Below are 24,169 nucleotides of genomic sequence, written 5' to 3'. Positions count from 1 at the left end.
AGTCGGATCAGGTTTCAGTCGTTTAATGCTTTCTTTAATGCCTTCCCTTGCTGATTCCAGGTTAAATCAGCAGAAGATGATCTTTAAGCTTCGTTCAAGATACCACTTCGTTCCTGATTTTCCCGACGACGGAACCAATACATGGCTTGATAACCGAGTGCCTTGCGAAGGATGCTCATTTGCCCGATGTGAAAGGCTTCGTGTAATACCATCGAAGTAAACAGGTCTTCAACGGTGGTACCTCCCGTGGGCCCCTGCAAGGGAATTTCCGTTTGTAATACCCAGTCGTCTGCGGCTTCGAGGGTCTCGATAAAGCGGTCAGAATACTGGGTCCAATCCTGTACCAGCTCCGTCAAGCCTGGGTATTTTTTGCTTCGGTCAAAGGGTATGAACTGGGGCGGCGGCAGGGTTGGATCGACAAAGAGGTCCAGATACGGATAACTTTCTACGGGCTGCCCCAAACGAACGGTATTTCTGGCCCGCATGATCAGTAGATGACCCGCAATCCATTCCAGACTATTCGTATGCTCACTTAGTACCTGGCTACCCTGTTCCTCTGTAATGCCTTCCAGTACGGAAACATACCAGTCGGTCAGCAGCCGAAACTGCCTTAGCATCTGCTCTCGTGTGTTCATTGCGTGATGTGTTAGAGAACCCAGTCAACTAGTGTTTTTGTCCGTAGGCTACCAGGGAAGCTTTCGCCAGGGTTGCAAAGTGTAGGTTAAATCCGACCAAGGCCGGTGTGGCGTTCTGATCCAGTTCCAACGTTTTGCTTAAAGCATGAACCGTGATCAGGTACCGATGGGCAGGGCCCTCCGGTGGGGCGGCCCCTACGTAACCTGGCGTACCCAGGTCGGTATTGCTTTGCAGAGCCCCTTCCGGTAATTGATTGTTCGTCGGGTCACCAGCTCCCGAGGGGAGTTCCCGTACCTCCGCCGGTATATTGAAAACCACCCAATGCCAGAGTCCACTTCCGGTTGGGGCGTCTATGTCGTACATCGTTACGGCAAAGGCTTTCGTTTCGCTGGGGGCATTTTCCCAGTAAAGCTGGGGTGACTGATTTGCTCCCGAAAAGCCCATTCCATTGAAGTACTGTGAGTTGGTTAGCTGTCCGCCCAGCTCTGTACTTTTCAAGGTGAATGCCGTGGATGACGTCCCGATAGTAGTCATTGATTCTAAGCTCATTGCCTGCTTTGTTTTATGTTCTTTGGTTCTACAAAGGTAGACGTGCCGTAAGGCAGTGGAACATAGGATAACGTTCAAAAAGTGTGGCTAAACGTTCAATTTTACCCGCAACTACTGATGACCTGCGTAGGAAACTAGCTGCTCCCCAGGCCTGCTGCTTATCCCTACGTTCGCCAGTCTCATTTTGGCTACGCATCTCCGGAATTAGGCTACGTCCGCCTCCTGCCTAGTCCAGACCTTTGTCAGGTAGTTTTAAAGCATTCACGGCTGGTCGAAGCCATTTACCGCTTCTCCACAGTGAACATGCCACTACCTGATTTTCTCACTTGATTTCAATGAACATGAAAAAAGCATTAATCACCGGTGCCAATAAAAGTATTGGCTTGGAAACAGCACGTCAGCTACTGAAACTGGGTTACTTTGTGTATCTGGGTAGTCGCGATCTAGAAAACGGACGGAAAGCTCTGGAACAACTAAAAGCCGAAGGGCTGGATCAGGCGGAGGTTATTCTTCTGGATGTCAGCGATTCGCAATCCGTAGCAGCGGCCCGCACGGCGATTGGCCATCAAACGGACGTATTGGATGTACTGATCAATAACGCGGGTATTAACGGAGGCATGCCCCAATCGGCCCTGACTTTATCCCTGGATCGCATGGAGGAGGCCTTCAATGTCAATGTGTACGGAGTGGTCCGGGTAACCCAGGCGTTTATCGATCTGCTGAAAAAAGCCGAACAGCCCCGCATTGTCAATGTATCGTCCAGTGGCTGCTCGCTGACGTTAAGTAGTGACCCTAACTGGCGATTTTATCACCACAAAGCAGCGATCTATCAACCCTCGAAAGCGGCTTTAAATATGTACACGATTGATCTGGCTTACGAACTGCGGGATACGCCCTTCAAGGTGAATGCCGTTGACCCGGGATTCACAGCCACCGATTTTAATAATCACCGGGGCGATGACAGTCCTGAAAACGCGGGCCAACGGATTGTTAAGTATGCCCTCATCGGAGCGGACGGCCCTACGGGTCGGTTTATCAGTGAGTATCATAATCCGGATACGGGGGAGATTCCTTGGTAAAGAAGGTTTATTTTAAGGTGTGTTTTCGCCCCTATTGACGAACATACTAGTATTACAAGATTACTATTTCGTCCTTTAAAGACGGCTGGTGATTTAGTCCGTATACATTCCATGTCGGCACGCCCACCGCTCTTTTTATCCTGCTCCAAGCCACCGCTTTGCGGATAAAAAAGGCGGCTTTTCGCGATAGGACGGGATTGGTTTATGTCGTCCATGATGAAAGCTGCCAGTTCTGAATCCTTATCAACCATCAACTATTTAAGAGTCAGAACGACTCATGATAGCTTAAACGCGGTGAACTAAAGCAGGTGATGCTACCATAGAATCGTTAATTGTGAAGAGGCTGAAAGGACCGGTGCTACTAGTTAACAATGCCCGTGAGACGAAAAACGGAACTATTTAAACCCAACGTTTACTTTATACAATGAACCACCCTACTCCAATCAAACTCGAATCCATTGCGGAGGTGCACCGGTATTTAGGTTTGCCCAAGCCCCTGCATCCGCTGATTAGTTTACTGGACAATACGAATCAGCAGTTTGATACGAATAAACTTCCCCAGTATGATGTGCTGAGCTTTTATAAGATTACGTTCATCACGCAATGCAGCGGAAAAGTCAGGTACGGTCAGGGTTATTATGATTTTGACGAAGGAAGTATGCTGTTTGCGGCTCCCAATCAACTCATGGGGCGGGATCGGGAACCGACCGATCACGCGGGGTATGCCCTGCTCATTCACCCCGACTTTTTACAGGGTTTTCCCCTTGCTTCAAAGATCCGGCAGTATGGCTTTTTCTCCTATTCCCTTACGGAAGCCCTACACCTTTCCGACCAGGAAAAAACGACGATTCTCTCCGTCTTTAAACATATGGAAGAGGAGCTAAACAGTCGGATCGATGACTTGAGCCAGGAAGTGATCATTGCTCAAATCGAGCTTCTGCTCACGTACGCTGATCGGTTTTACAGGCGTCAGTTTATCACGCGTAAACCCATCAGCCACGAGTTGCTTCCCAAACTAGAAGAGCTGCTGAATTGCTATTTTTACGACGGAACGGCCTTACGTTCGGGCATTCCTACCGTTCAGTATCTGGCTGAGCAGTTGCACTACTCGCCTACTTATTTGAGTGATCTGCTTCGTTCGCTGACCGGACAAAATGCCCAACAGCATATTCACGGCAAACTCATTGAAATAGCCAAAGAAAAACTGTCAGCGAGTACGTTGTCGATCAGCGAAGTAGCGTATGAATTAGGTTTCGAGCATCCACAATCCTTTAGCAAATTATTCAAGATTAAAACAAACGTTTCCCCGTTGGAATTCAAACGGTTATTCGCCCGTGAAATACCTCCGGAACGTTCCGCTGGTTAGCTTAGGGATTGTTAGGAAGTTGACGCTTTTACGGACCAGCATTACGCTGATTTTCAATTCACTTTTCTACCACCAGCTTCAATTAAAACTTGCTCTGAATTCCAGTGGCGACAGATTAGTTTTTGATTTAAACAGCTTGCTGAACGACTGCGGGTGTTCAAATCCCAGTTGATAGGCGATCTCTCCTACCGTCAGGTTACTGAGGGTGAGTATTTCCTTCGCTTTTTCAATCAGCTTTAAATGAATATGTTGCTGGGTATTATGACCCGTTAGCGTACGCAGCATATCGCCGAGATAGCGGGGTGACACATTCAGTTGTTCCGCCAAAAACTGTACGGTTGGCAAGCCCTGTAATAAAGCCGTTTCATCGTTGAAATACTGGTGTAAAATCCGGTCTAGCTGTTCCAGCAAGGCGTTGTGGATGGGCTTTCTGGTAATGAACTGGCGTTTGTGAAATCGCTGACTATAGTTCAGCAGCAACTCCAGTAAGGAGATGAGTACATCCTGACTGACGTCATCAATGGACGTTTCCAGCTCGTCACCAATATTCCGGGCAATAGACGTAATAATGTTTTTTTCCCGGTCCGAAAGGTACAGTGACTCATTAACCGCGTACGTAAAAAACCCGTAGTTTTTGATTTTGGTATCCAGCGGATAATTCCGTAGAAAATCGGGATGAATCAGCAACGTAAACCCCATCGCCGCCACAGGCGTTTCAACGGCGGACAGGGGCTGCCCCGGTGCAGTGAAAAAGAGTCCCCCTTCGTCGAAGTCGTAAGTAGTCTGACCGTATCTCATCGAACACCCCGCTGATGCGTTGAAGGTAATATTATAGAAGTCCATCAGAAACGTGGGCGTCAGCATTGCCGCAGTCAGCTGGACTTTGCTATACTCCAACAGACTGATGAGCGGGTGGCTAGGCTGCGGCAAGCCAAACGTCCGGTGTAAGTCGGAGATGGAATGGAAGACGCGTGGTTTAGGCTTAAGTTCCCCTTTCATGGTTTGATAAATAGAGGGTCGATACTTCGGTATAACCCGAAATACCGACCCAGTAATTCCTGAATCTAATTAAATTTCAGTAATCATTTGCTTGATTACCTCCCGGAAGGCCTCGTCCCCCACGGCCAGCCGCTGGGCATACAAGGCTTTGGCGTCTTCGCCGCACACGTACCGCAACGTATTTGTTCCATCGGTAGCGGCTTCGTAGACCACTTCGGCGATCTGCTCGGCCGTAGAACCGTTGGGACTAGACGTGATGGCCGTCATAAACTTATGCAACAGCGTATCGTAATCCGGATGCGAGGCCATTACGGATCGGTTCTGGATTTCGGTGGCTACCATACCGGGTTCAATGGTTTTGATACCGATTCCTAAGGCGTTCAATTCGAAGGACAGGCTTTCGCTCCAACCTTCCAGTGCCCATTTGCTGGCGTCGTACATGGAACTTACCGGGAAGCCCATCAAACCCGCCGACGAGCCAGTCGTAATGAACAGTCCACTTTTTCGTTCCCGAAAATACGGTATGAACGCCTGCGTCACCCGGACTACGCCCAGAAAATTAGTATCCATCTGCCGAACCAGCTCCTCATCGGGGATGGCCTCCAGAGCTCCCAGCAAGGCGTATCCGGCATTGTTGAATACAACGTCAATATCGCCTGAGGCCAGAGCCTGTTGCGTCGTTGCTTTGATCTGTTCGGGATTGGTTACGTCCAGCGGCAGCAGCGTCACCTGTTCGAGTTGAGTTAGCTCTTGCTCCAGTTCCGGCTTACGCATGGTCGCAATAACCTTCCAGCCTTTACTCGCGAATAATTTTGCCGTAGCCTTACCAATCCCCGCCGAAGCACCCGTAATAAAAATCGTCTTTGTCATTTCTTTTCGTTTCATCTTTCGAAAGACAAAGCTCCGCTACCTACCGTTTGAGCTTGTAGTAAAATTGGAGAATCCTGTAGCCAAAATGGTACGAAGCTTTAGAAAAGATCAGGCCCCGGAAGGTCCGAAGACTCCCCGGGGCCTGAAGCGTTAGTTGGAAGCGAGAAAATTAATTTTATTGAAGGCAAACAAGGGTTTCTGCCCCGCAGATGGATTTTTGAAGACAAAGTATAGTGGATGGATACCCGTCATCTCCTGCCGGAGCGGGATCTTCAATTCGCCCTTATTATCCTGAGGCACCTCCACTTCTCCTACCAAGGGCCCCGTGGGTGAATCGAGGTGTACGGCTAAGACGCCCCCAGCAAATCGCTCTTTGGAAGCAATGACGGACGTCGTAATCTCCTTCACGGAGGTCAGGTCAATCCCCTTGTACAGCAGATAACTACCCGATTTCAGGCCAATTGCGTAAGGAACTTTCGGCGTGATTTCGTACACTACTACTTCACTTTTCCCATCCGCCGCTCCAGCTTCCAGGTACGGCGAACGCAAGGCGAGCGTGGATGAGTTCGTCAGGGGGCCAATCAATCCGTTTCCTTTATCGGTGTAACTGGCGGTCAGTACGTACGAACCATCCTTTTTCTGCGATACGGGCTTGTACTGGCCTGCTACGGGTTGCCGATTCACGGGCTTTCTACTCGCCAGCGAAAGAATGTACCGAACCATGTCCAAGGCTTCCTCTTCTTTGAGCTGGGGGTGAGCACTCATGGCCTGTTCGCCCCATACGCCCCCACCACCGGCGATTACTTTACTGGCCAGCTTTCGCTCGGCCTGAGCATTACCCCGGTATTTCTTGGCTACATCCATATACGAAGGACCCACTGATTTTTTATCCACCGTGTGGCAGGCCTTACAGTCACTTAAGTCAATCAACCGTTTCCCCGTCGAAGCTCCTGTATTGGCCTGATGGCCCTGAGCCAGCATGGTTTTATCAAAGCCTTCGAGATAGTCGATGGTAACGGTCACCTCATCTTCGGTAATGCCCTGCTGGATTTTCCCATCCTCCTTGTCGCTCACGTTGACCGCGTACGTAATGGGCTGATCGGGAAAGTAGAAGGTTTTATTACCTTTTAACACAATTTCCACCTGAGGTTCAGCATTGCCTACCTTGATCGTGAGATTGGTGGTAGCCGAATTTCCCAGTCGGTCGCTTACTTTTAGCGTAACGGGATACGTACCCGGCTTCTGGAAGGTAACGCTTGGGGTAACGGTTTTTTGCCGGGGGATTCCGCCACCAAAATTCCAGTCGTACGTCAAAGCATCGCCGTCGTAATCGATGGACTCGCGGGCATCGAACTTCACCGTCATCGGGGCGGCTCCGTTTAGCTTACTAGCGATGGCTTTCGCTACGGGCTTGCGGTTTCCGGTGTTGTAGGTGATTCGGGATAGTCGGGCATCGGCATTGGCCGTAAACCACTGCTGACCGTATTCAATCGTATACAAAGAGCCGTCCTTGGCAAACTGCATATCGATGACGTGCGAAAACTTCGTGTTCGGCATGAACGTTTCCATGGACACGTAATCGCCGTTCGGATTCATGGTTACCGGGTGAATCCAGTCCCGCGTCCAGTCGTAGGCGAACAACTTACCGTCGTAGTACCGGGGAAATTTGACTGTCGTTTCGGGATAATCGTCGTAATAGTACACCGGTCCAGCCATGGCGTTTCGGGCTCCTTTCCCCACAATGGGTCCGAATTCGGGAGAATCCGCGTAGGGATAGTAGATAAAAGCTTTCTGGGCCGCTGGCAATTCTTTCAGGCCCGTATTATGAGGCGAATCATTAATGGGTTTTGTCGGGTCAAACAAGGCTTTCGTTGTACTATCTCCGAAACTACGGGCCCGGTAAGGGCGGTTGTCGGCGACAAACAGCGGCCAGCCGAAGTTTCCGGCTTTCCGGGCCTGATTTACTTCATCGTGCCCGCGGGGACCGAACTGTTCGCTATTCTGACCCGCGTCCGGACCCACTTCCCCCCAGTAGAGGTAATTGGTACGCTGATCCACCGCAATGCGATACGGATTTCGGTTCCCCATGACGTAAATTTCAGGACGGGCTTTCTCCGTTCCCGCAGCAAACAGGTTCCCCTCGGGAATGGTATACGTACCATTCGGCTCGGGATGAATACGCAGGATTTTACCCCGTAAGTCGTTAGTATTAGCGGACGTATACCGGGCATCCCAACCGCTGCGTTCGGCCCGTTCGTCCATCGGAGCGTAGCCACTTGAGTTGAAAGGATTGGTATCATCGCCCGTCGACAGGTATAAATTCCCTTTCCGATCCCAGGCAATCGATCCGCCCGTATGGCAACAGCCCGTCCGTTTGACGGGTACGGTTAAGAGTACTTTCTCCGTATTCATCATGACCGTATCGCGACCTTCGTCGTACACAAAGCGGGAAAGGTGCTGAGCGGTATCGGCGGGTGTGTTTCCGGTACTGGGTGAATAATAGACGTAAATCCATTTATTCTGCTTGAAATCAGGGTCGATGTTAAGTCCCATCAGGCCGTATTCAAACTTGGTATACACCGGAAAGTTCGCAACGGTTTTAATCGTTTTTTTGCCGGGATCGTACAGCTTCAAGGCTCCTTTCCGTTCCGCAAAAAGCACCTTCCCGTTGTCCAGTACGGCTAGTTCCGTAGGTTCATCCAGACCCGCCTTCAACACTTCGTGCACAAAGCGATTTTCCTCGGGATACGGATGCGTGTGGGCCTTTTTATAGTCCAACTGACTAGACCAGACCGATTCAATCCCGCCCATGATGTGCTGTAGAAAAAGCGTATCGCTGAAGGATTCATCCGTATGGCCGCCTCCCGTATAAAAGGATTTGCCGCCGTCAAAATCCCGGTGCCAGATGAACGGGTGATTGTCGCCGTTCTTGCCTCCCTTGTAGGTTTTCTCGTCCAGGTTACCTAGTACTTCGATTTCGGGAACAATGCTCTTGTAGTTATACCATTCATCATACCGCTTCCAGCGTTTAGGGAGCATTTTGGTGGACGGATGGCTGGAATCCAGGATTTCAATCTCCGCGTTCTGCTGCTGCGGGTGACTCAGAAAATAGGCCCCGACCAGCTGATTGTACCAAGGCCAGTCATGCTCGGTATCCGCCGCCGCGTGAATACCGGCGTAACCGCCCCCCGCCTGAATGTACCGCTCAAAAGCGGCCTTCTGCGAGGCGTCGAGAATCGTACCCGTGGTACTTAAAAAGACCACGGCGTTGTACCGTTTGAGGTTGGATTCCTCAAAGGCCGCCGCATTTTCCGTCGTATCTACCAGAAAACCCCGCTCCTTGCCCAGCTTGAGTAGGGCCTTTTTGCCCGCTGGAATGGACGCGTGACGAAATCCCGATGTTTTCGAAAACACCAGAATCCGCTTGGTACTGGCCGATGGCGAGGCCGTTTTGACGGCAACTTTTTTATTTGTCTGGGCAACCAGCAAGGTTGCGGGCAGGCAGACGGCCCAAAGGGCCAGTAACACCCCTTTTTTACGTCGGCCTATCCAGAAGTTTAGCTTGATGAGATTCATGACCAATAAGAATGAAGAATGAGATAAGGATTTCGCTTCATTTTTTCCATTAGACACTTTCGTACGAAGCGTTTAGGACAAAAACTACTTAGCACCTGGCAAAGCAAGGCCTTCCATTCCAGAAGAATGAAAGGCCTCCCCTGACGACTAGTACCCGGGATTCTGTTTGATGCCCGGATTTTGATCCAGGACGTTCTGCGGGATCGGGTTCATGTACTGCTTCTTGTCGAACTTCACCGTATACTTTTTCTCGGGTTCGATGGTATACACCCAAACCCCTGAATTATTCGCGGGTACTGAATTACGAATGACCATGTTATGGCGGGGCTTGCCCATCACCTCCTCGGCCTTGGCCAGGCGTTTGTTGTCGAGGAAGCGTTTGTCTTCGAAACACAACTCCACCCTTCTTTCGCGATAAATGGCTTCCCGCATCTGGTCTTTGGTTAAGCCCTGCGGTAAGGGAGCCAGCTCAGAGCGAGCCCGGATTTTGTTGATGGCATCGTATACGCCTCCATCGGGACCCGTGGCTTCATTCTGAGCTTCGGCGTAGTTGAGCAGTACTTCCGCGTAGCGGTAGAAGACGTAATTCTGACCACTGGCATCGTTGCCGGGAGCGGCATCGGGATTGAGCCGTTTTTTCTGGTAATAGCCCGAATCGCCCACGTCTGTTTTACCCGCCAGGTCAATCTGATTGGTACGGTCAGGGTTCGGTAACGTTAAATCGATACGGGTGTAGATTGTATCCGCCCGGGGCATCCAGTCCAGTTTGTAGGGAGCTCCATCGTACACAATGAAGTCATAAAACCGCTTCTCCCGGTTGACGTAGGGTTTTTGCGGATTATAGCCCGAGGTAGGATCCGTAATGGGTTTACCGTTCGCCATCGCAAACTGGTCCACCAGTTCCTGCGTCGGATTGTAGTTTCCCCAGGAACGGTACTCGCCCAGCACGTAGGTTGGGCCGCCCCGGCTTTCGTAACTACCTCCCATATTCGCCACGTTCGCCACCACCTGACGATCCCAGATTACTTCCGAGTTGTACTCATTTGCCGTACGCCAGAGGTTTTTTAAATCCGGAAACAGGTTGTAGTTTTTGCCATTTCCGTATGCATCAATAAAGGCTTTGTTCGTAGCCGCCGCTTTAGCCCAGCGGGAAGGATCGTAATTGCCGAAATGCACGAACTTTCCCGGATCGGATAAATAAGGCGTCGCGGTGTTGAACAACGGACTTGCCGCGAAAAGCTCTATCCAGCCTTTCAAAGCCAGGGCCGCTCCGAGGGTCGCCCGTCCGGCATCGCGTTGGGAAAGGCTGTACTTCACGTCCAAGTTCCCATTTTTTACCACCTGATCGAGTTCACTGACGATGAAATTGTAGGTATCCGCAAAGGTCTCTCGGGGCTTTTGTAACTGCTCGGTGCTCATTTTGGTCCGATCCAGGGGTTCCGTCAAAATGGGCAGACCGCCAATGTGCACAAAAAATTCGCTGTAGAAAAACGCCCGCAGGAACCGGGCTTCGTCCATGCGTTTATTGTAATAGGCTTCCGAATAATTGGCTTTGTTTTCCGTAATCTTCTGGATGAACGTATTTACCTTCCGGATTTTCACGAAAAAATTCTCCCAGGTGTAGCCATACGTGGGCCCGTGCGTACCTCCCCAGGGATTGTCGGTACTAGTAGAGGGAACGATGGTGATACCGATTCGCCAGTTGGCGGCCGTGTAGTAGTGACTGATGTTGTAGTCATCCGTATAATAATCAAGGCTCTCGGTTTGATTGAGCTTATTCGGAATCTGACTATATACGTCATTCAGGAAAACGTCCGCGTTGGTTTCCGACTCCCACTGCGTCAAATCCGTTAAATTGGCTTTATTGACGTTCTCCAGAAACTTATCCGTTTCGCACGCCATGGGCAGGGTAAGCACCAACAGGCTCAGTCCAAGTACCCTTGCATTGGTAAGGAAGCGATTCATAGTATAGGTTCAATTAAAAGGTTAGATCAATTCCAAACGTCGTGGCTTTCATCACCGGATAGGCCGTTTCCCGATCCGTATAGCCCATCTCAGGATCGACGTGCTTGATGCGGCTGAAGGTGAGCAAATTTTGCGTCGTGAAATACACCCGGGCGGAGCCGATGTGGGCTTTTCCCAGGAGTGCTTTCGGCAACGTATACCCGAAATTCAGCGTCTTTAGACGCAGGTAGCTGGCATTGACCATCCAGAAGTCGCTGTCTTTGGTATTGTTGGCATACGGAGCTGGCGTAGACCGAGGATATTTGGCATTTTGACGCTCGGGAGTCCAGCGATTGTCTAAGTACTCATAGCCCGTATTGCTGCCGTTGTTCTCGAAAGGAACCGTCAGGAATTGGCGAATATTCAGGCTCGACTTGCCACTACCCTGGAAAAAGAGGGAGAGGTCAAATCCCTTCCAGTTGATGCTCGGCGTGATACCAAAAGTGAGAGCGGGATACACGGGATTTCCAATGACGGTCAAATCAAAATCATTGATGACCCCATCCGGAATACCATCCGGACCGCTCAGATCCGCGTAACGAATATCGCCCGGATGTAGGGCTCCGAATTGGGTGACGTTGTAGCCATCTTTGGCATCAATTACGCCGTCGCCGTTGACATCATCCGACGTCTTGAATAAACCCATTGACTTATAACCGTAGGGTGTACCGAATTGCCGGCCCACTTTAGTACGGTTGGGGTTACGGGCTTCCGCATCCGTCTGGAATACTTCCAGCATACGGTTGATGGAATACGTCAGATTAGCGTTGACTGAGAAATCAATATCCTTACCGATTTTACGACGAGTGCCAATATTCAGCTCAACGCCGTCACTGTTCATGCGGCCCTTATTTTCCTGCGACAAGGACAAACCGTATTCAACCGGCAGGGTTACCTGAGGAGCCAGCAACATGCCCGTTCGGTTTTCGTGGAAGTAGTCAAACTCCACATTCAGCAGCGAATTCCAGAGATTCAGGTCGAAGCCAATATCCGTTTTCGTGGAGATTTCCCAGGTAATGTAAGGGTTCGGTTCCCGGGGAACCGAAGAGGCTTGTACCAGCGTACCGTTGCCAAAGGCGTACGCCGCTCCGCGTAAATCATAGCCCGCCTGGTACTGGAAGGGAGAACCCGCCAGCATACCCGCTTTTCCCCAGGAACCTCTGATTTTGAATTCATTAATAAAGCTTACATCCTTCAGAAACGACTCCTCAGAAATTCGCCAGGCAGCTGAAAAGGCTGGGAAGTATCCCCAGCGTTTGCCCGGAGCAAAGTAATAGTGACCATCGTAACGTCCGGCGGCTTCCAGACTCAGTTTATCCTTGTAGGTATAACCTAAGCGATACACGAAACCCAGCTCACTGCCCGTCGAAGAGGTTCCGGAGTTGTCGTAATCCAGTTTGTCGGAACTCCCGAAACTCAACTCATCAATGCCAATGGCAAAGTTATTACGTCGGGTCGTCATGGATTCCTGGGTCGTTTTCCGCATTTCCACTACCGCCAATCCGGTAATGGCGTGTGAGCCAAACGTTCCGGTATAATTCAAATACCCTTGGGTGGTATAATTGGTACGCCGCGTATTTTCTAAGCCGAGCCAGCGGAAAGGCCGTCCCATTCCTTCCTGCAACGAAATGGCATCGGTGTAGGTGTACGGTTGGGAGGTCAGGTCGATCTTGTGGTAGACGAAGGGTACGTGCCAGAGCTTGGTATTCTGCTGCCAGGGGTCATAGCTGAATACGCCTTTCACGCTGAGTCCCTTCGCAATTTGCTGCTCCACAAACAAGGTTCCGAGTAAGGTATTGGCATTGTTACGACGATAACCGGGCGAACGGAGTACCCCAATGGGCGTGCTCGCCGACGACTCACCCCACTTGTCGCCTTCGGGGTAAATCAGGCTTTGCGTCGGAAGAAACTTATAAAAGCTGCGGAATAAGTGGCCTGAAGTGGATTCGTCGGCATCTACATCTTTCGTATTTTCAATACTTCCTAGCAAGGACATTCCAATCTTGGTCGTCCGGGTTGCTGCCATTTCTACGCTCAAATTGTAGTTGTACCGCTTGTAACCAACCGGATCAAAAATCCCCTTCTGATCAAAATAACTCAGCCCCGCGTGATAGGTAACGTTATCCGTACCACCGCTCAGTTCCAGGACGTGATTCTGAATGGGAACGTTCTTGTTGAAAGCCTTCACAAAGTTGGAATTCGGATATTTCCAGGGGTCTTCTTCGTGTAACCGATCATAATTGTTCACCAGATTAGGGTCGTTCGGCAGGCTCGTTCCTTCCGGATTCTGATTCAGATAAGCTTCATTTTGCAATGCCATGTAATCTTTCGCATTCAGCACTTTTGGCAGATACGTTGGATTCTGAAACCCGTACGAAGAGCTTAGGCGTACCTGAGGCTTGCCCGATTTACCCCGTTTGGTAGTAATCAGAATTACGCCGTTAGCTCCCCCAATCCCGTATGGAGCTACGGCCGCCGCATCTTTAAGGATCGTCACGCTCTCAATACTGGCTGGGTCCACCTGACGAATGTTGTCCCGCCGTACGCCATCCACCACGACCAGCGGACGGTTGTTACCCGTCGTCACAATCCCGCGAATGTGAATATCGGGGTCATCATTACCGGGTTGACCGCCGTTGGGTCGCATACTGACCCCCGAGACGCGTCCCGCCAGCGACTGCGTAATGTTCGGTACGGGTACCTGCACGATGGCATCACCTTTAATGCTACTGATGGAGCCCGTAACGGTAGCTTTTTTCTGCGTACCGTAACCCACCACAACGATTTCATCCAGGGCTTTCGTGTCGGCACTCAGCGTGACGTCCAGTACGGTCGCATTGCCAACGCTCAGTTCTTTAGTCAGATAGCCGATGTACGAAAAGACCAGTATATCCTCATCCTGTACCCCTTCTATGCTATAAACCCCGTCTGCATTCGTGGATGTGCCTTTAACAGTACCCTTGATGGACACGTTCACGCCGGGTAAGGGCTGCCCCTGCTCGTCCTTGATTACGCCCGTTAGCCGCTTCGCGACTGGTTTGATAGCGATTAAAGGCTGAGTAATCCGTTCTTCGGTCTCTACCACGGCCCAGGCCGACATCGGTAGTGAACAAAGCGTCAATAAGTGTAAAAATGACACTTTTAAGAATGGAAATAGTTTTTCTTTCATGTGTTTAGCGTTAAAACCACTTGCTGAAAAATTGAAAATAGGATCCCTGGGAGGCTATGAAGGAAGCATAGTCTCAGTGTAATAAGCGGAAGGATGGAAAGCCCGATTGGATCGTTAAAACCCAACAATACCAGCCCCATCTCCCGTTGGAAGATGAATAGAGATGCCTAGTGGTAAAGGATAAATTGGTTTTAGAGATTAATGGGTAATCTGTTAGGAAAAACTATTTGATAGAGGTTATAGGTGGATAATTTTTATAGTATGGCCTCCTTGCCGCGGTTCAAGGATCATAGGGAAGATTCAATTTTTCATTGCCATAATACAATAGCAAATCTATTAAAGTTTTCTAAAGCGTCAACAAGACACTTAAAAAAAATAGATGTTAATTCGTAAAATTTTTAATCGGCATCCTGAATGCTCGTATCAACCCTAAATTCCAGCAAATGAGGCAGCTTTTTCTTAGGGAAGCTTGGAATCTTTACCTTCGACGAAAACCGTGATTAACACTATTCTATTGATTACTAATACAAAAATTAACGTATACGTCGGGGCGACAGGTGTTATTTGCTGACCTAATAAAGGCACGTCGCTTCTATTTCTGGGGATAAGGAGCGATTGGTACCCTGTATACAGGATCGGGCCACTTCGATAAGGATCGTAACTGAATTCGGTATACTCGATTCCTGGCGAGCACAGATCGAGTGAGCATCGGTTTCAACGAGGACCAACGCGGAAGGCTATACGGCCTATACGATTCATCGAACCAGATTAGCGTATCATCCGGAACTGAGCAGCATTTGTAGTTTCGGAAAACAATAAAGCCCTCTTCGCTAAGCAGGCAGGCTTGTATCAGCTTTGTATGTATTCACCCGTATTAAAATTCATAAACATTAAACCGTATGCAACGCGTCTTTAAAACCCTGGCTCTAGCGGCCTGGATGGCGGTGGGCCTCGCCAGCTATGCCCAGACCAACGGTGGTAAAAATCCGATTTCCCAACCCCTGGTATCATACATCTATACGGCTGATCCTTCCGCTCACGTTTTCAACGGAAAAATTTATATTTATCCTTCGCACGATATTGACTCGGAAAACGTCAAGAGAGACGACGACGGTGGACACTTTGCCATGCGGGATTACCATGTGCTATCCCTGGATAAAATCGGAGGTGCCGTCAAAGACCACGGCGTTGCTCTGGATCTTAAAGACGTTCCCTGGGCAAGCCGTCAGCTTTGGGCTCCGGATGTGGCGTATAAAAACGGTACGTACTACCTCTATTTCCCGGCGAAAGACAAGCAGGATATTTTCCGCATCGGTGTGGCAACCAGCAAAAGTCCCACGGGTCCGTTCAAAGCCGAACCGGAGCCGATACCCGGCACGTACAGCATTGATCCGGCCGTTTTTCAGGATACGGATGGCCAGACGTATTTGTACTTCGGAGGCATCTGGGGCGGTCAGTTACAACGCTGGGATGCCAATGAATATCATCCGGGCGGAGCCCTGAAGAAACCGGAAGAAGTGGCGTACCTCCCCCGCGTTGTCCGTCTGAATAAGGATATGAAGACACTCGCCGAGCCCGTTCGGGAGCTTCAGCTGCTGGACAAAAACGGAAAACCATTCCTGGAAAAAGATAATGATAAACGCTTTTTCGAAGGGGCCTGGTTGCATCGATACCAGGGCAAGTACTACTTCTCCTACTCCACCGGCGATACGCATAACCTATGTTACGCCATCAGCGATAGTCCATATGGCCCTTTCACGTACCAGGGGATTTTGCTGAAACCCGTGCTGGGCTGGACAACCCACCATTCCATCGTGGAAGTAAACAAAAAATGGTACCTGTTTTACCACGACGTGCAACTCTCCGGCAAAACGCACCTTCGCAACGTGAAAGTGACGGAGCTGAGGTACAACCCGGACGGAACGATCCAAACCATTGATGCGTACAAGTAAAGTTTTTGTGTGTACAGGCTATTCATTAATAGTTCACCTCTAAATCCCGTTAAATTATGCGTAAACGTTCACTGCTAGTCTTGCTTCTGACGACGGCTTTGGTAGCTCCGGAAAAGGGTTTAAAAGATTACTATAAAGATTACTTCCCGATTGGAGTGGCCGTTAATCCCCGCATGGTTCAGCCGGGACCCGAAGCCGATCTGATCAAAGCCCAGTTTAACAGCATGACGCCGGAAAATGCCATGAAAATGGGCCCCATTCACCCGGAAGAAAATCGGTACAACTGGACCGATGCCGATGCGATTGCGGACTTTGCTCAGCAAAACAACATCAAACTACGCGGCCATACGCTCTGCTGGCATAACCAGACGCCCCGCTGGCTCTTTACCGACACCGAAGGGAAAACCGTTAGTCGCGAGGTACTGCTGGCCCGACTCAAGCGTCATATTACGGATGTCATGGGTCGGTACAAAGGGAAGATTTACGCTTGGGATGTGGTCAATGAAGCCGTTCCGGATACGGGGACAAGCCTGTACCGGAAATCGAAATTTTACGAGATTATCGGCGAAGACTACATCGAAAAAGCCTTCGAATACGCCCACGAAGCCGACCCCTCCGCTCAGCTCTTCTATAATGATTACAACACCGAAAATGCCAGCAAACGGGAGCGTATTTACCAGATCCTGAAAAAGCTGACGGATAAAAAGGTACCTATTCATGGCGTGGGCTTACAAGGTCACTGGTCGATTTACGAACCGACGGCTCAGGAGCTTCAGGCGTCGATTGACAAGTTTGCCAGTCTGGGCCTGAAAGTGCAGATTACCGAACTGGACCTGTCGGTGTACCCCAAAGAACACGAACGCCGCCAGCGACGAGATACCGACAAAAGCGAGTTCACCGAGGCCATGCGTGAAAAGCAGGTGGCTCAGTACAAAATGATTTTTGACGTATTCCGGAAAAATCGGGATAAGCTGACCGGGGTTACCTTCTGGAATCTGTCGGATCGCTACTCCTGGCTGGACAATTTTCCCGTTCCCGGTCGTAAAGATTATCCGCTGCTCTTCGATGAAAAGGGCCAGCCCAAGAAAGCCTACGAAGGAGTAGTGAAGTTTTAGTACTCCATCCAGGTTTTCTTACCTCCACCATACCCCGAAAAAGGCTGCATCCAGTGACCTTTTTCACCTAATACATAAACATCCGATGCGAAAAATTCCTTTCCTTCTTTTTCTTCTACTCAGTGTAGCGGCTTCCGCTCAAGTTCGCCTGCCTAAGTTCATTAGTGATGGTATGATCCTCCAACGGGATACACCATTGAAGATTTGGGGCTGGGCCAAACCCGGCGAAAAAGTAACCGTACGCTTTAAAAACAAGACGTACAAAGCGACTACTTCTAGCGATGGCAAATGGCAGGTTACTTTACCCGCCCTACCCGCTGGCGGTCCTTTTCAGATGGAGATTGCCGGTAGTAACCGGATTAGCATTCAGGATATTCTGTTGGGAGACGTCTGGTTTTGCAGCGGTCAGAGTAACATGGTGCACCAGCTGAACATTCACGATGTCACCTATGCAGAGGAAATCAGAACGGCCAACTACCCCCAAATCCGGCAGTTCTGGGTGCCCACGCTATCCAACCTGCAAAGCCCTCAGGCCGAGTTACCGCAAGGCCAGTGGAAAGCCGCCGTGGGTGAAGACGTTCGGCCCTTTTCGGCGGTCGCCTATTTTTTCGCAAAAACGCTGTATCAACGGTATAAAGTCCCCATCGGCATCATCAACGCCAGCGTCGGTGGCACACCCATCGAAGCCTGGATGAGTGAGGAGGGCCTTCGAAACTTTCCCGATGCAATCGCGACGCTGCAAAAAAATAAAGACACGGCCTATGTACAAAGTCTGAAGCGGAGGGTTACGGTTCCCACAGTCCCAATCGATGCCGGTATGGAAGCCTCGCCGAAGTGGTATGAAACCAATGATCCCTCCAAGGGCTGGCGTCCGATCAACGTGCCCGGCTACTGGGAAGACCAGGGAATCAGAGACCTAAACGGTGTTGTCTGGTACCGTCGGGAACTGGAACTTCCGGCCAGGATGGCGGGAAAAGCCGCCAAGGTTTTTCTGGGTCGGATTGTGGATGCGGATGAGTTGTACATCAACGGAACCCTGATTGGAAAAACGACCTATCAGTACCCGCAGCGACGCTATCCCGTTCCCGCAAATGTATTGAAGGCGGGGAAAAACAGTATCGTGGTTCGGGTGACGAATACGGCCTTAAAAGGCGGTTTCGTGCCGGACAAACCCTACTGCCTTTTCGCCGGAGCCGATACCGTAGATTTGAAAGGAACGTGGCAGTACAAAGTCGGTTCGGTGTTTAAGCCCCTACCCCGAGGTGAGTTTCAGGCGGGTTTGAATCCCAATAATCAGCCGGCGGCTTTGTTTCATGCCATGGTTGCTCCCCTTATCCCATACGCGATCAAAGGGTTTTGTTGGTATCAGGGAGAAACCAATACCGGACAATCGCAGCTGTATGCCCAACTGTTACCCGCCCTAATTCAGGACTGGCGGCGGCATTGGCAGCAGGAATCGCTGCCCTTTTTGTACGTTCAACTGCCCGGGTACATGGATTACCAATATTTACCCGCCGAGAGTAACTGGGCCTCCATGCGAGAGGCTCAGTTGAAAACGCTTTCGGTACCCCATACGGCGATGGCGGTGACGATCGACTTGGGGGAATGGAATGACATTCACCCCGATAACAAAAAAGACGTGGGCGAACGACTGGTCCGAACGGCCCTGAACTTGGTTTACCACGAAAACATCGTCGCTTCCGGACCGCTATTTCAGTCGGCTACGATACAGGGCAATAAAATAAACCTCAGCTTTACGAATGTCGGCAGTGGATTACAGGCCATCGATGGCGAGCCTCTGGGTGACTTCGCCATTGCGGGCAGTGATAAGAAATTTGTCTGGGCCCAGGCCCGGATTGAGGGCGACAAAGTAGTCGTCTGGAGTGATGAAGTGCCTAATCCCCAGTACGTGCGTTACGCCTGGGCGGACAATCCAGTTCATGCGAATCTTTACAACAAAGAAGGCTTACCCGCCTCTCCGTTCCGAACGGATCAGTAAGGCGGATGATGAATAAAAAAATCCACCCAGGCGGGTGGATTTTTTTATTTCCCCTGTCTTTAACGCCAGCATATCAGCAGTCAAAAGCAGAGATTTGTGGGGTTGGTTGGGCAGCACTTTATTTAAATAGCAAGGGCACAAACGAATACAGATCATGCCGCCAAACGGGCCAGGTATGTCCGCCGGGGTATTCGCTATACTGATACTTGATACCCATTTCATCGAATTTTTGTCGCATGATTTTGCAGTTCTGGAACGCAATGTCTTCGGGACCACCCATCGAAATCCAGAGCTGTTTCAGGTTGGAATTAATGGTCGAAGCATTGGTTTTCATGAACGCGTACTGCGGATCGGTGAGCGTTGGGTTATTGGCAAACCAACCCGAGCTGAATACACCCAGATACGAAAAGAGATTAGTGTTTTTCACGCCCGCGTACAGGGTTTGCAGACCACCCATCGACAAGCCCGCTAGGGCCCGGTTGCCCGCTTCCGTCTTCACGCGGTAGTTACTTTCCACCAGGGGGATCACCGCTTGCTTCAACTCACTTTCGAAGGCTTTCAGTACGTTTTCGTTGAAACCAGCCAGTCCGCCGCCCATACTCACGTTTCCATCCAGCATAACCACCAGCATGGGTTTGGCCTGCTGATCGGCAATCAGATTATCCAGAATCAAATCCGTTTTCCCCTGAGTGGCCCAGCCGCGTTCATCTTCCCCACCGCCGTGCAAGAGGTACAGAACCGGATATTTCTCGCTGGTATTCTTGTCGTAGCCCGGAGGAGCATACACGTACACCCGCCGCCAGCTATTCGTCACGGGCGAAAAGTACCGTTTCATGCGAATGTCGCCATGTGGCACATCTTTCATAGCAAAGTAGCTGCCATCCGGGTCCGGAATTTCAATGCCACTGGCCATCCGACTCATCCCGTAGAAAGACTCGCTGGCTGGATCAGCTACGGCCATTCCATCAATCAGCAGGGAATAGTAGTGAAAACCCCGGCTTACGGAATCTGTTGTGACCGTCCAGAATCCGCTGGTATCTTTCACCATGTCGTACTTCTTACCCAGGTCTATCTGTACTTTCTGAGCCTCGGGTGCTTTTACCCGAAACACCACCCGATTATCCGGCAAAATCTGTGGATACGAGGCGTTGCGAATATTAGTAGTCGCTGATGTGCCCAGCACCGTGTACTTGGACAGCGAAGCGACGTCAACGGGTTTGAAGAGAAACTGAGAAAACATGTACAGCCCGTTTTTCCAGACTTTAAAATCATGTACGCCCGGTTCGACGTAATACACGTGCGGTACCTTTTTCTCGTAGAGATAGTCGTGCGTGCGTTTGCTGAAGGTAATCAGGTTGTCCTTGTCGCCGCAGGAAATCCAGAGCAGCTTCAGTTTCTTTTTAGCTTCCTCGGGATTGGGTACTAGTTCTTCCGGCTTTCTGGTATTTGGAGCCGAAGAGAAACCGCCCACCCAGGCAAAGGTGTCGAGATTGCCCAGACCGAAGTTCAGCGACTGTCCCCCGCCCATCGAAAGACCGGCAATGGCTCGATGTTCGCGGTCCTTCAAAGCGGGGTATTTTTTCTCGACAAATGGAATCAGATCGTTCAACAGATCCTTTTCGAAGGTACTGAACGCTTCTACTTTGTCCTTGTCGAAAATATTGCCAATCGGACGATCATCCTTCATGGCCCGCCCATTAGGCATGACGACGATCATGGGTTGTAGTTTGTTTTCGGCGTACAGGTTATCCAGAATGACCTGGGGTTTGCCGCCGTTCAGCCACTCTTTCTCATCGCCGCCGATCCCGTGTAAGAGGTACAGGACGGGATACTTTTTGTTTTTGGCGTATCCGGGCGGCGTGTACACCAGAGCTTTCCGTTTGACGCCCACCGTTTTTGAATCATAGCTTACGGTATCGAGTTTGCCATGGGCGATGTCGGAGCGGGAAACATCAAAACCTTTGGGGGCTTCTTTTACCGTGGGCTGAGCCAGGACAGTACCCCAGGTCACGACCCAAACGGTACTGAGGAATAGGGATTTAAGGTTCATGCGTTATAGATCTTTTTATCTATTTTTTAATTAGGTCGCCTTGAAGAGATGGGGTTACGTAAGCATGGCTGGCTAGTAGCTATTCCCATTTATCCGTGGAACAGTGTTGCACCTTTGAAGCTTCGTTATTCACCTAGACTGAGTTTGGTCCTCTTCACTGGCTGTTCGGTAGCCTGTGTGAACCCCTCCGTAACTGCCTAGCTTAGCTCAGGCCACCGCATTATTCCCACCATGGAATGGCTCACGGGCGGGAGATGTTTTCTTCTTTCAAGAGTAGTTGATGGTTGTTAGACTATATCCTGAAACCTACATGGACGGCTTAAACCCGAACCCCGTTCTATCACATTCCATGCAGGGCATCCCATGCCGGAATTCCATTCTGGGGTTCAAGCCGCCTTTTTCATCCGCAATGCGGTGGTTTAAAGCAGGATGAAAAAGGCGGCTTTTCGCAATATGGACTAAAGGGCCAGCCTCCTTAACGAGACGAAACTCTTCCTAGTAACTGAAAAATAGTCGCTCTAGAGTGATCAATTCTTGAACAATAGCGGAGCTAGTTCATGCAAGCTCCGTCGCCAGGTTTGGAATTCGTGTCCGGTATCGGCGGAGACGTAGGAAACGGCGTTGTATCCCGCCTTTTTCAAGTCTTCGGCGGCTTTTTTCACGGCTTCGGGTCGCTCTTTACTGCCGCAACTGATGAAGATCAACTTCGCTTTGGGTTGGTCTTTTAATTCTTCCGGCGTATATAGTCCACCGCTTAGAAGTCCGTAAGAACCAAATTTCTCGGGCTTGTTGAGGGTAATGGTATGCGTTTCCATACCGCCCATCGACAAGCCCGCCATGGCCCGATTCGAACGATCCGTAAGGGTTCGGAAATGGGTATCCACGTACGGAATCAACTCATCGACGAGTACCGTCTGGAAGGGCTCGATTTTAAAATTACGCATGCCGCCCATTTTCACTTCATTCGTCATACCGTAGGTCATCACAATGATGAAGGGTTTGATTTTACCCTCAGCAATCAGATTATCCATGATCAGATTGGCGTGGCCCTGATTACTCCAGGCGGTTTCGTCTTCACCCCAACCATGCTGCAGATACAGTACTGGATATTTTTTCGACGATTCTTTTTCGTACCCCGGCGGCGTATAGACAAAGGCCCGACGAGAGGTGTTCGTACTCTTGGACGGAAACAGTACTTGTTGCACGTGGCCGTGCGGTACGTCCTTTAGAGCGTAGAAGTCCTGGTCATGGGCAGGGATTTCGATGCCACTTTCCCAGCGTACGGAGCCGTAGTAGTTCTTAGCCCCGGGATCATTAAATTTTCCCCCGTCAATATTCACATTGTAGTAGTGGAACCCCTCATCCATGGGCCCACCCGTCGTACCCACCCAAAACCCGTCGTCACTCTTGGAGAGTAGCGTTCCTCCTTTTCCACCCAGGCCTAGACTCACTCGCACACTATCGGCTTTTGGGGCCTTGATCCGAAACCTGGCATAGCCCTGCGAGTTGACCTGCGGATATTCCTGGCCGGGTTGGTTTAAAGTAGAAGGCTTGAAATCTTCCTTCACAGTGGTTTGTGAAAAACTGGTGGTCTGGGCCAGTGCGTAGGCTAGTACGACCGCGATCGTTTTACGAATCATAGCTTTGTTTTTAGAGGTTATTAAGGTTTACACGAAAAAACTTCCCTGGCTACCTGGTTTAGTATCCGAAACAAGGAAGGATTTATTTAAACAGTTGAGGTAAGGTTTGAGCGAGATACAACTTACAGTTCATCCAGGTATGGCCACCGGGAACGATGATGGGCGTCAGATTCAGCTTCTTACTTTGAAACATGGCAATGTTCTGTTTGACGGGTTCGTAGAGAAAATCATCCGTACCCACGCTAATGGTAAACAGTTTCAATTGTTTATTCATTTGCTCCGCATTGGGCGACCAGTTGGTGAAGTTTTTCGCAAACTCTTCCGTGGCCGTGTACGGGGCATAGGAACACACGTACGCGAACTTGTCGGGGTTCGTCAGCCCGATGTTGAGGGTTTGGCCACCGCCCACCGAAAAGCCCGCCACCGCCCGGTTTTTGCTGTCTTTGTGAACGGGGTAATTCGCTTCCACGAATGGAATAATATCGTTGACCAGGTCTTTGGTAAAATCAGCCATAGGACTGGGCCGGACGTTTCCGTAGGGCATCACAATCACCATGGGTTTTGCTTTACCCTGGGCAATCAGGTTATCAGCAATCCAGTGAGCCCGTCCCACTTTCGTCCAGGTTTCTTCGGTGTCGGAACCGCCGTGAATCAGGTAAAGGACCGGGTACTTCGTTTTACCATTGGGATCGAAACCCGGCGGCGTATAAATCAGTACGTTACGCGTTCGACCGAGCGTCGCCGACGGATAGTACCGATAGCTGATTTTACCGTGGGGTACCTTTTGTAAGGAATGAATCAGCGGCTGATCGCCCGGTACATCGACGATGCTTCGCTTAAAGCGTTCATTGGCAAAGATGTAGGTATTGTTGGGATCGGCGATCTGAACGCTATCGACCGAAAAGCTATAGGGATACACGTCAGGCTTCACCGCGGGTACGGTTACACTCCAGATGCCGGCCGTATCCCTGGTCATCGCTACGGGAGCTGCCAGGAATTCACCGTTTAACGTAACTTTTTTAGCATTCCGGGAGAAATAGCGAAACGTGACGCGATGATCGGGATGTACGTCGGGAGAACTAATAACGGGCGGACGCTGAGCCATTCCGGCCAAACTCGATCCCAGCAGTACGAACAGAAGATAGATGACTTTTTTCATAGCGGT

Annotated in this window: 15 protein-coding genes; 5 read left to right on the top strand and 10 right to left on the bottom strand. The window is 50.3% G+C overall.

Annotated elements, in window-relative coordinates:
* Window positions 1–83: 83 nt before the first annotated feature.
* Both C5O19_RS08065 and C5O19_RS08060 read right to left on the bottom strand, forming a co-directional pair.
* On the bottom strand, window positions 84–635 hold the full coding sequence (locus C5O19_RS08065; RefSeq protein WP_104711187.1) for a DinB family protein: 552 nt from the start codon (window positions 633–635) through the stop codon (window positions 84–86).
* Between the two features lie 28 nt (window positions 636–663).
* Window positions 664–1,185 (bottom strand): YbhB/YbcL family Raf kinase inhibitor-like protein, encoded by a 522-nt coding sequence (locus C5O19_RS08060; protein WP_104711185.1) that lies wholly within the window; start codon window positions 1,183–1,185, stop codon window positions 664–666.
* 341 nt (window positions 1,186–1,526) lie between these two features.
* On the opposite strand from C5O19_RS08060, the gene C5O19_RS08055 reads away from it, so the two are divergent.
* Window positions 1,527–2,264: an SDR family oxidoreductase gene (locus C5O19_RS08055; RefSeq protein WP_104713975.1), complete on the top strand. Its 738-nt coding sequence runs from the start codon at window positions 1,527–1,529 to the stop codon at window positions 2,262–2,264.
* 424 nt (window positions 2,265–2,688) lie between these two features.
* A complete protein-coding gene (locus tag C5O19_RS08050) occupies window positions 2,689–3,630 on the top strand; it encodes a helix-turn-helix domain-containing protein (RefSeq protein WP_102199894.1) in 942 nt (313 codons plus the stop codon).
* A 78-nt stretch (window positions 3,631–3,708) separates the two neighbouring features.
* On the opposite strand, the gene C5O19_RS08045 is transcribed toward C5O19_RS08050, so the two are convergent.
* The 5 genes from C5O19_RS08045 to C5O19_RS08025 form a co-directional block, all read right to left on the bottom strand.
* Window positions 3,709–4,629, bottom strand: coding sequence for a helix-turn-helix domain-containing protein (locus C5O19_RS08045; RefSeq protein ID WP_104711183.1), 921 nt, complete (start codon window positions 4,627–4,629; stop codon window positions 3,709–3,711).
* 69 nt (window positions 4,630–4,698) lie between these two features.
* Window positions 4,699–5,499 carry an SDR family oxidoreductase gene (locus tag C5O19_RS08040; protein ID WP_104713973.1) on the bottom strand — a complete coding sequence of 267 codons (801 nt, stop codon included), beginning with the start codon at window positions 5,497–5,499 and terminating at the stop codon, window positions 4,699–4,701.
* 150 nt (window positions 5,500–5,649) lie between these two features.
* Window positions 5,650–9,075, bottom strand: a complete 3,426-nt coding sequence (locus C5O19_RS08035) for a ThuA domain-containing protein (RefSeq protein WP_104711181.1) — start codon at window positions 9,073–9,075, stop codon at window positions 5,650–5,652.
* 147 nt (window positions 9,076–9,222) lie between these two features.
* Complete coding sequence (locus C5O19_RS08030) at window positions 9,223–11,040, bottom strand: RagB/SusD family nutrient uptake outer membrane protein (RefSeq protein WP_104711179.1); 1,818 nt, start codon at window positions 11,038–11,040, stop codon at window positions 9,223–9,225.
* 13 nt (window positions 11,041–11,053) lie between these two features.
* Window positions 11,054–14,248 (bottom strand): SusC/RagA family TonB-linked outer membrane protein, encoded by a 3,195-nt coding sequence (locus C5O19_RS08025; RefSeq protein WP_243406353.1) that lies wholly within the window; start codon window positions 14,246–14,248, stop codon window positions 11,054–11,056.
* A gap of 899 nt (window positions 14,249–15,147) precedes the next feature.
* On the opposite strand from C5O19_RS08025, the gene C5O19_RS08020 reads away from it, so the two are divergent.
* The 3 genes from C5O19_RS08020 to C5O19_RS08010 all read left to right on the top strand — a co-directional run bounded on the left by C5O19_RS08020 (window position 15,148) and on the right by C5O19_RS08010 (window position 19,314).
* Window positions 15,148–16,200: a glycoside hydrolase family 43 protein gene (locus tag C5O19_RS08020; protein WP_104711177.1), complete on the top strand. Its 1,053-nt coding sequence runs from the start codon at window positions 15,148–15,150 to the stop codon at window positions 16,198–16,200.
* Between the two features lie 56 nt (window positions 16,201–16,256).
* Window positions 16,257–17,315 (top strand): endo-1,4-beta-xylanase, encoded by a 1,059-nt coding sequence (locus C5O19_RS08015; RefSeq protein WP_104711175.1) that lies wholly within the window; start codon window positions 16,257–16,259, stop codon window positions 17,313–17,315.
* Between the two features lie 85 nt (window positions 17,316–17,400).
* Complete coding sequence (locus C5O19_RS08010; RefSeq protein WP_104711173.1) at window positions 17,401–19,314, top strand: sialate O-acetylesterase; 1,914 nt, start codon at window positions 17,401–17,403, stop codon at window positions 19,312–19,314.
* A 118-nt stretch (window positions 19,315–19,432) separates the two neighbouring features.
* On the opposite strand, the gene C5O19_RS08005 is transcribed toward C5O19_RS08010, so the two are convergent.
* From C5O19_RS08005 to C5O19_RS07995, 3 genes are all read right to left on the bottom strand, one after another.
* Complete coding sequence (locus tag C5O19_RS08005; RefSeq protein WP_104711171.1) at window positions 19,433–21,364, bottom strand: alpha/beta hydrolase-fold protein; 1,932 nt, start codon at window positions 21,362–21,364, stop codon at window positions 19,433–19,435.
* A 527-nt stretch (window positions 21,365–21,891) separates the two neighbouring features.
* Window positions 21,892–23,004: an alpha/beta hydrolase-fold protein gene (locus C5O19_RS08000; RefSeq protein WP_104711169.1), complete on the bottom strand. Its 1,113-nt coding sequence runs from the start codon at window positions 23,002–23,004 to the stop codon at window positions 21,892–21,894.
* Between the two features lie 82 nt (window positions 23,005–23,086).
* A complete protein-coding gene (locus C5O19_RS07995) occupies window positions 23,087–24,163 on the bottom strand; it encodes an alpha/beta hydrolase (RefSeq protein ID WP_104711167.1) in 1,077 nt (358 codons plus the stop codon).
* Window positions 24,164–24,169: the final 6 nt, after the last annotated feature.

The organism is Siphonobacter curvatus (assembly GCF_002943425.1).
GTDB lineage: Bacteria > Bacteroidota > Bacteroidia > Cytophagales > Spirosomataceae > Siphonobacter > Siphonobacter curvatus.
Note: the sequence above shows the minus strand (reverse complement) of the source record. Positions and strands in the feature narration are given on the sequence as shown.

Coding starts and splice junctions, on each gene's coding strand:
- C5O19_RS08005 (WP_104711171.1), bottom strand. CDS start 21,364: ATGAACCTTAAATCCCTATTCCTCAGTACCGTTTGGGTCGTGACCTGG.
- C5O19_RS08000 (WP_104711169.1), bottom strand. CDS start 23,004: ATGATTCGTAAAACGATCGCGGTCGTACTAGCCTACGCACTGGCCCAG.
- C5O19_RS08045 (WP_104711183.1), bottom strand. CDS start 4,629: ATGAAAGGGGAACTTAAGCCTAAACCACGCGTCTTCCATTCCATCTCC.
- C5O19_RS08020 (WP_104711177.1), top strand. CDS start 15,148: ATGCAACGCGTCTTTAAAACCCTGGCTCTAGCGGCCTGGATGGCGGTG.
- C5O19_RS08040 (WP_104713973.1), bottom strand. CDS start 5,499: ATGACAAAGACGATTTTTATTACGGGTGCTTCGGCGGGGATTGGTAAG.
- C5O19_RS08065 (WP_104711187.1), bottom strand. CDS start 635: ATGAACACACGAGAGCAGATGCTAAGGCAGTTTCGGCTGCTGACCGAC.
- C5O19_RS08060 (WP_104711185.1), bottom strand. CDS start 1,185: ATGAGCTTAGAATCAATGACTACTATCGGGACGTCATCCACGGCATTC.
- C5O19_RS08010 (WP_104711173.1), top strand. CDS start 17,401: ATGCGAAAAATTCCTTTCCTTCTTTTTCTTCTACTCAGTGTAGCGGCT.
- C5O19_RS08025 (WP_243406353.1), bottom strand. CDS start 14,248: ATGAAAGAAAAACTATTTCCATTCTTAAAAGTGTCATTTTTACACTTA.
- C5O19_RS08015 (WP_104711175.1), top strand. CDS start 16,257: ATGCGTAAACGTTCACTGCTAGTCTTGCTTCTGACGACGGCTTTGGTA.
- C5O19_RS07995 (WP_104711167.1), bottom strand. CDS start 24,163: ATGAAAAAAGTCATCTATCTTCTGTTCGTACTGCTGGGATCGAGTTTG.
- C5O19_RS08035 (WP_104711181.1), bottom strand. CDS start 9,075: ATGAATCTCATCAAGCTAAACTTCTGGATAGGCCGACGTAAAAAAGGG.
- C5O19_RS08050 (WP_102199894.1), top strand. CDS start 2,689: ATGAACCACCCTACTCCAATCAAACTCGAATCCATTGCGGAGGTGCAC.
- C5O19_RS08030 (WP_104711179.1), bottom strand. CDS start 11,040: ATGAATCGCTTCCTTACCAATGCAAGGGTACTTGGACTGAGCCTGTTG.
- C5O19_RS08055 (WP_104713975.1), top strand. CDS start 1,527: ATGAAAAAAGCATTAATCACCGGTGCCAATAAAAGTATTGGCTTGGAA.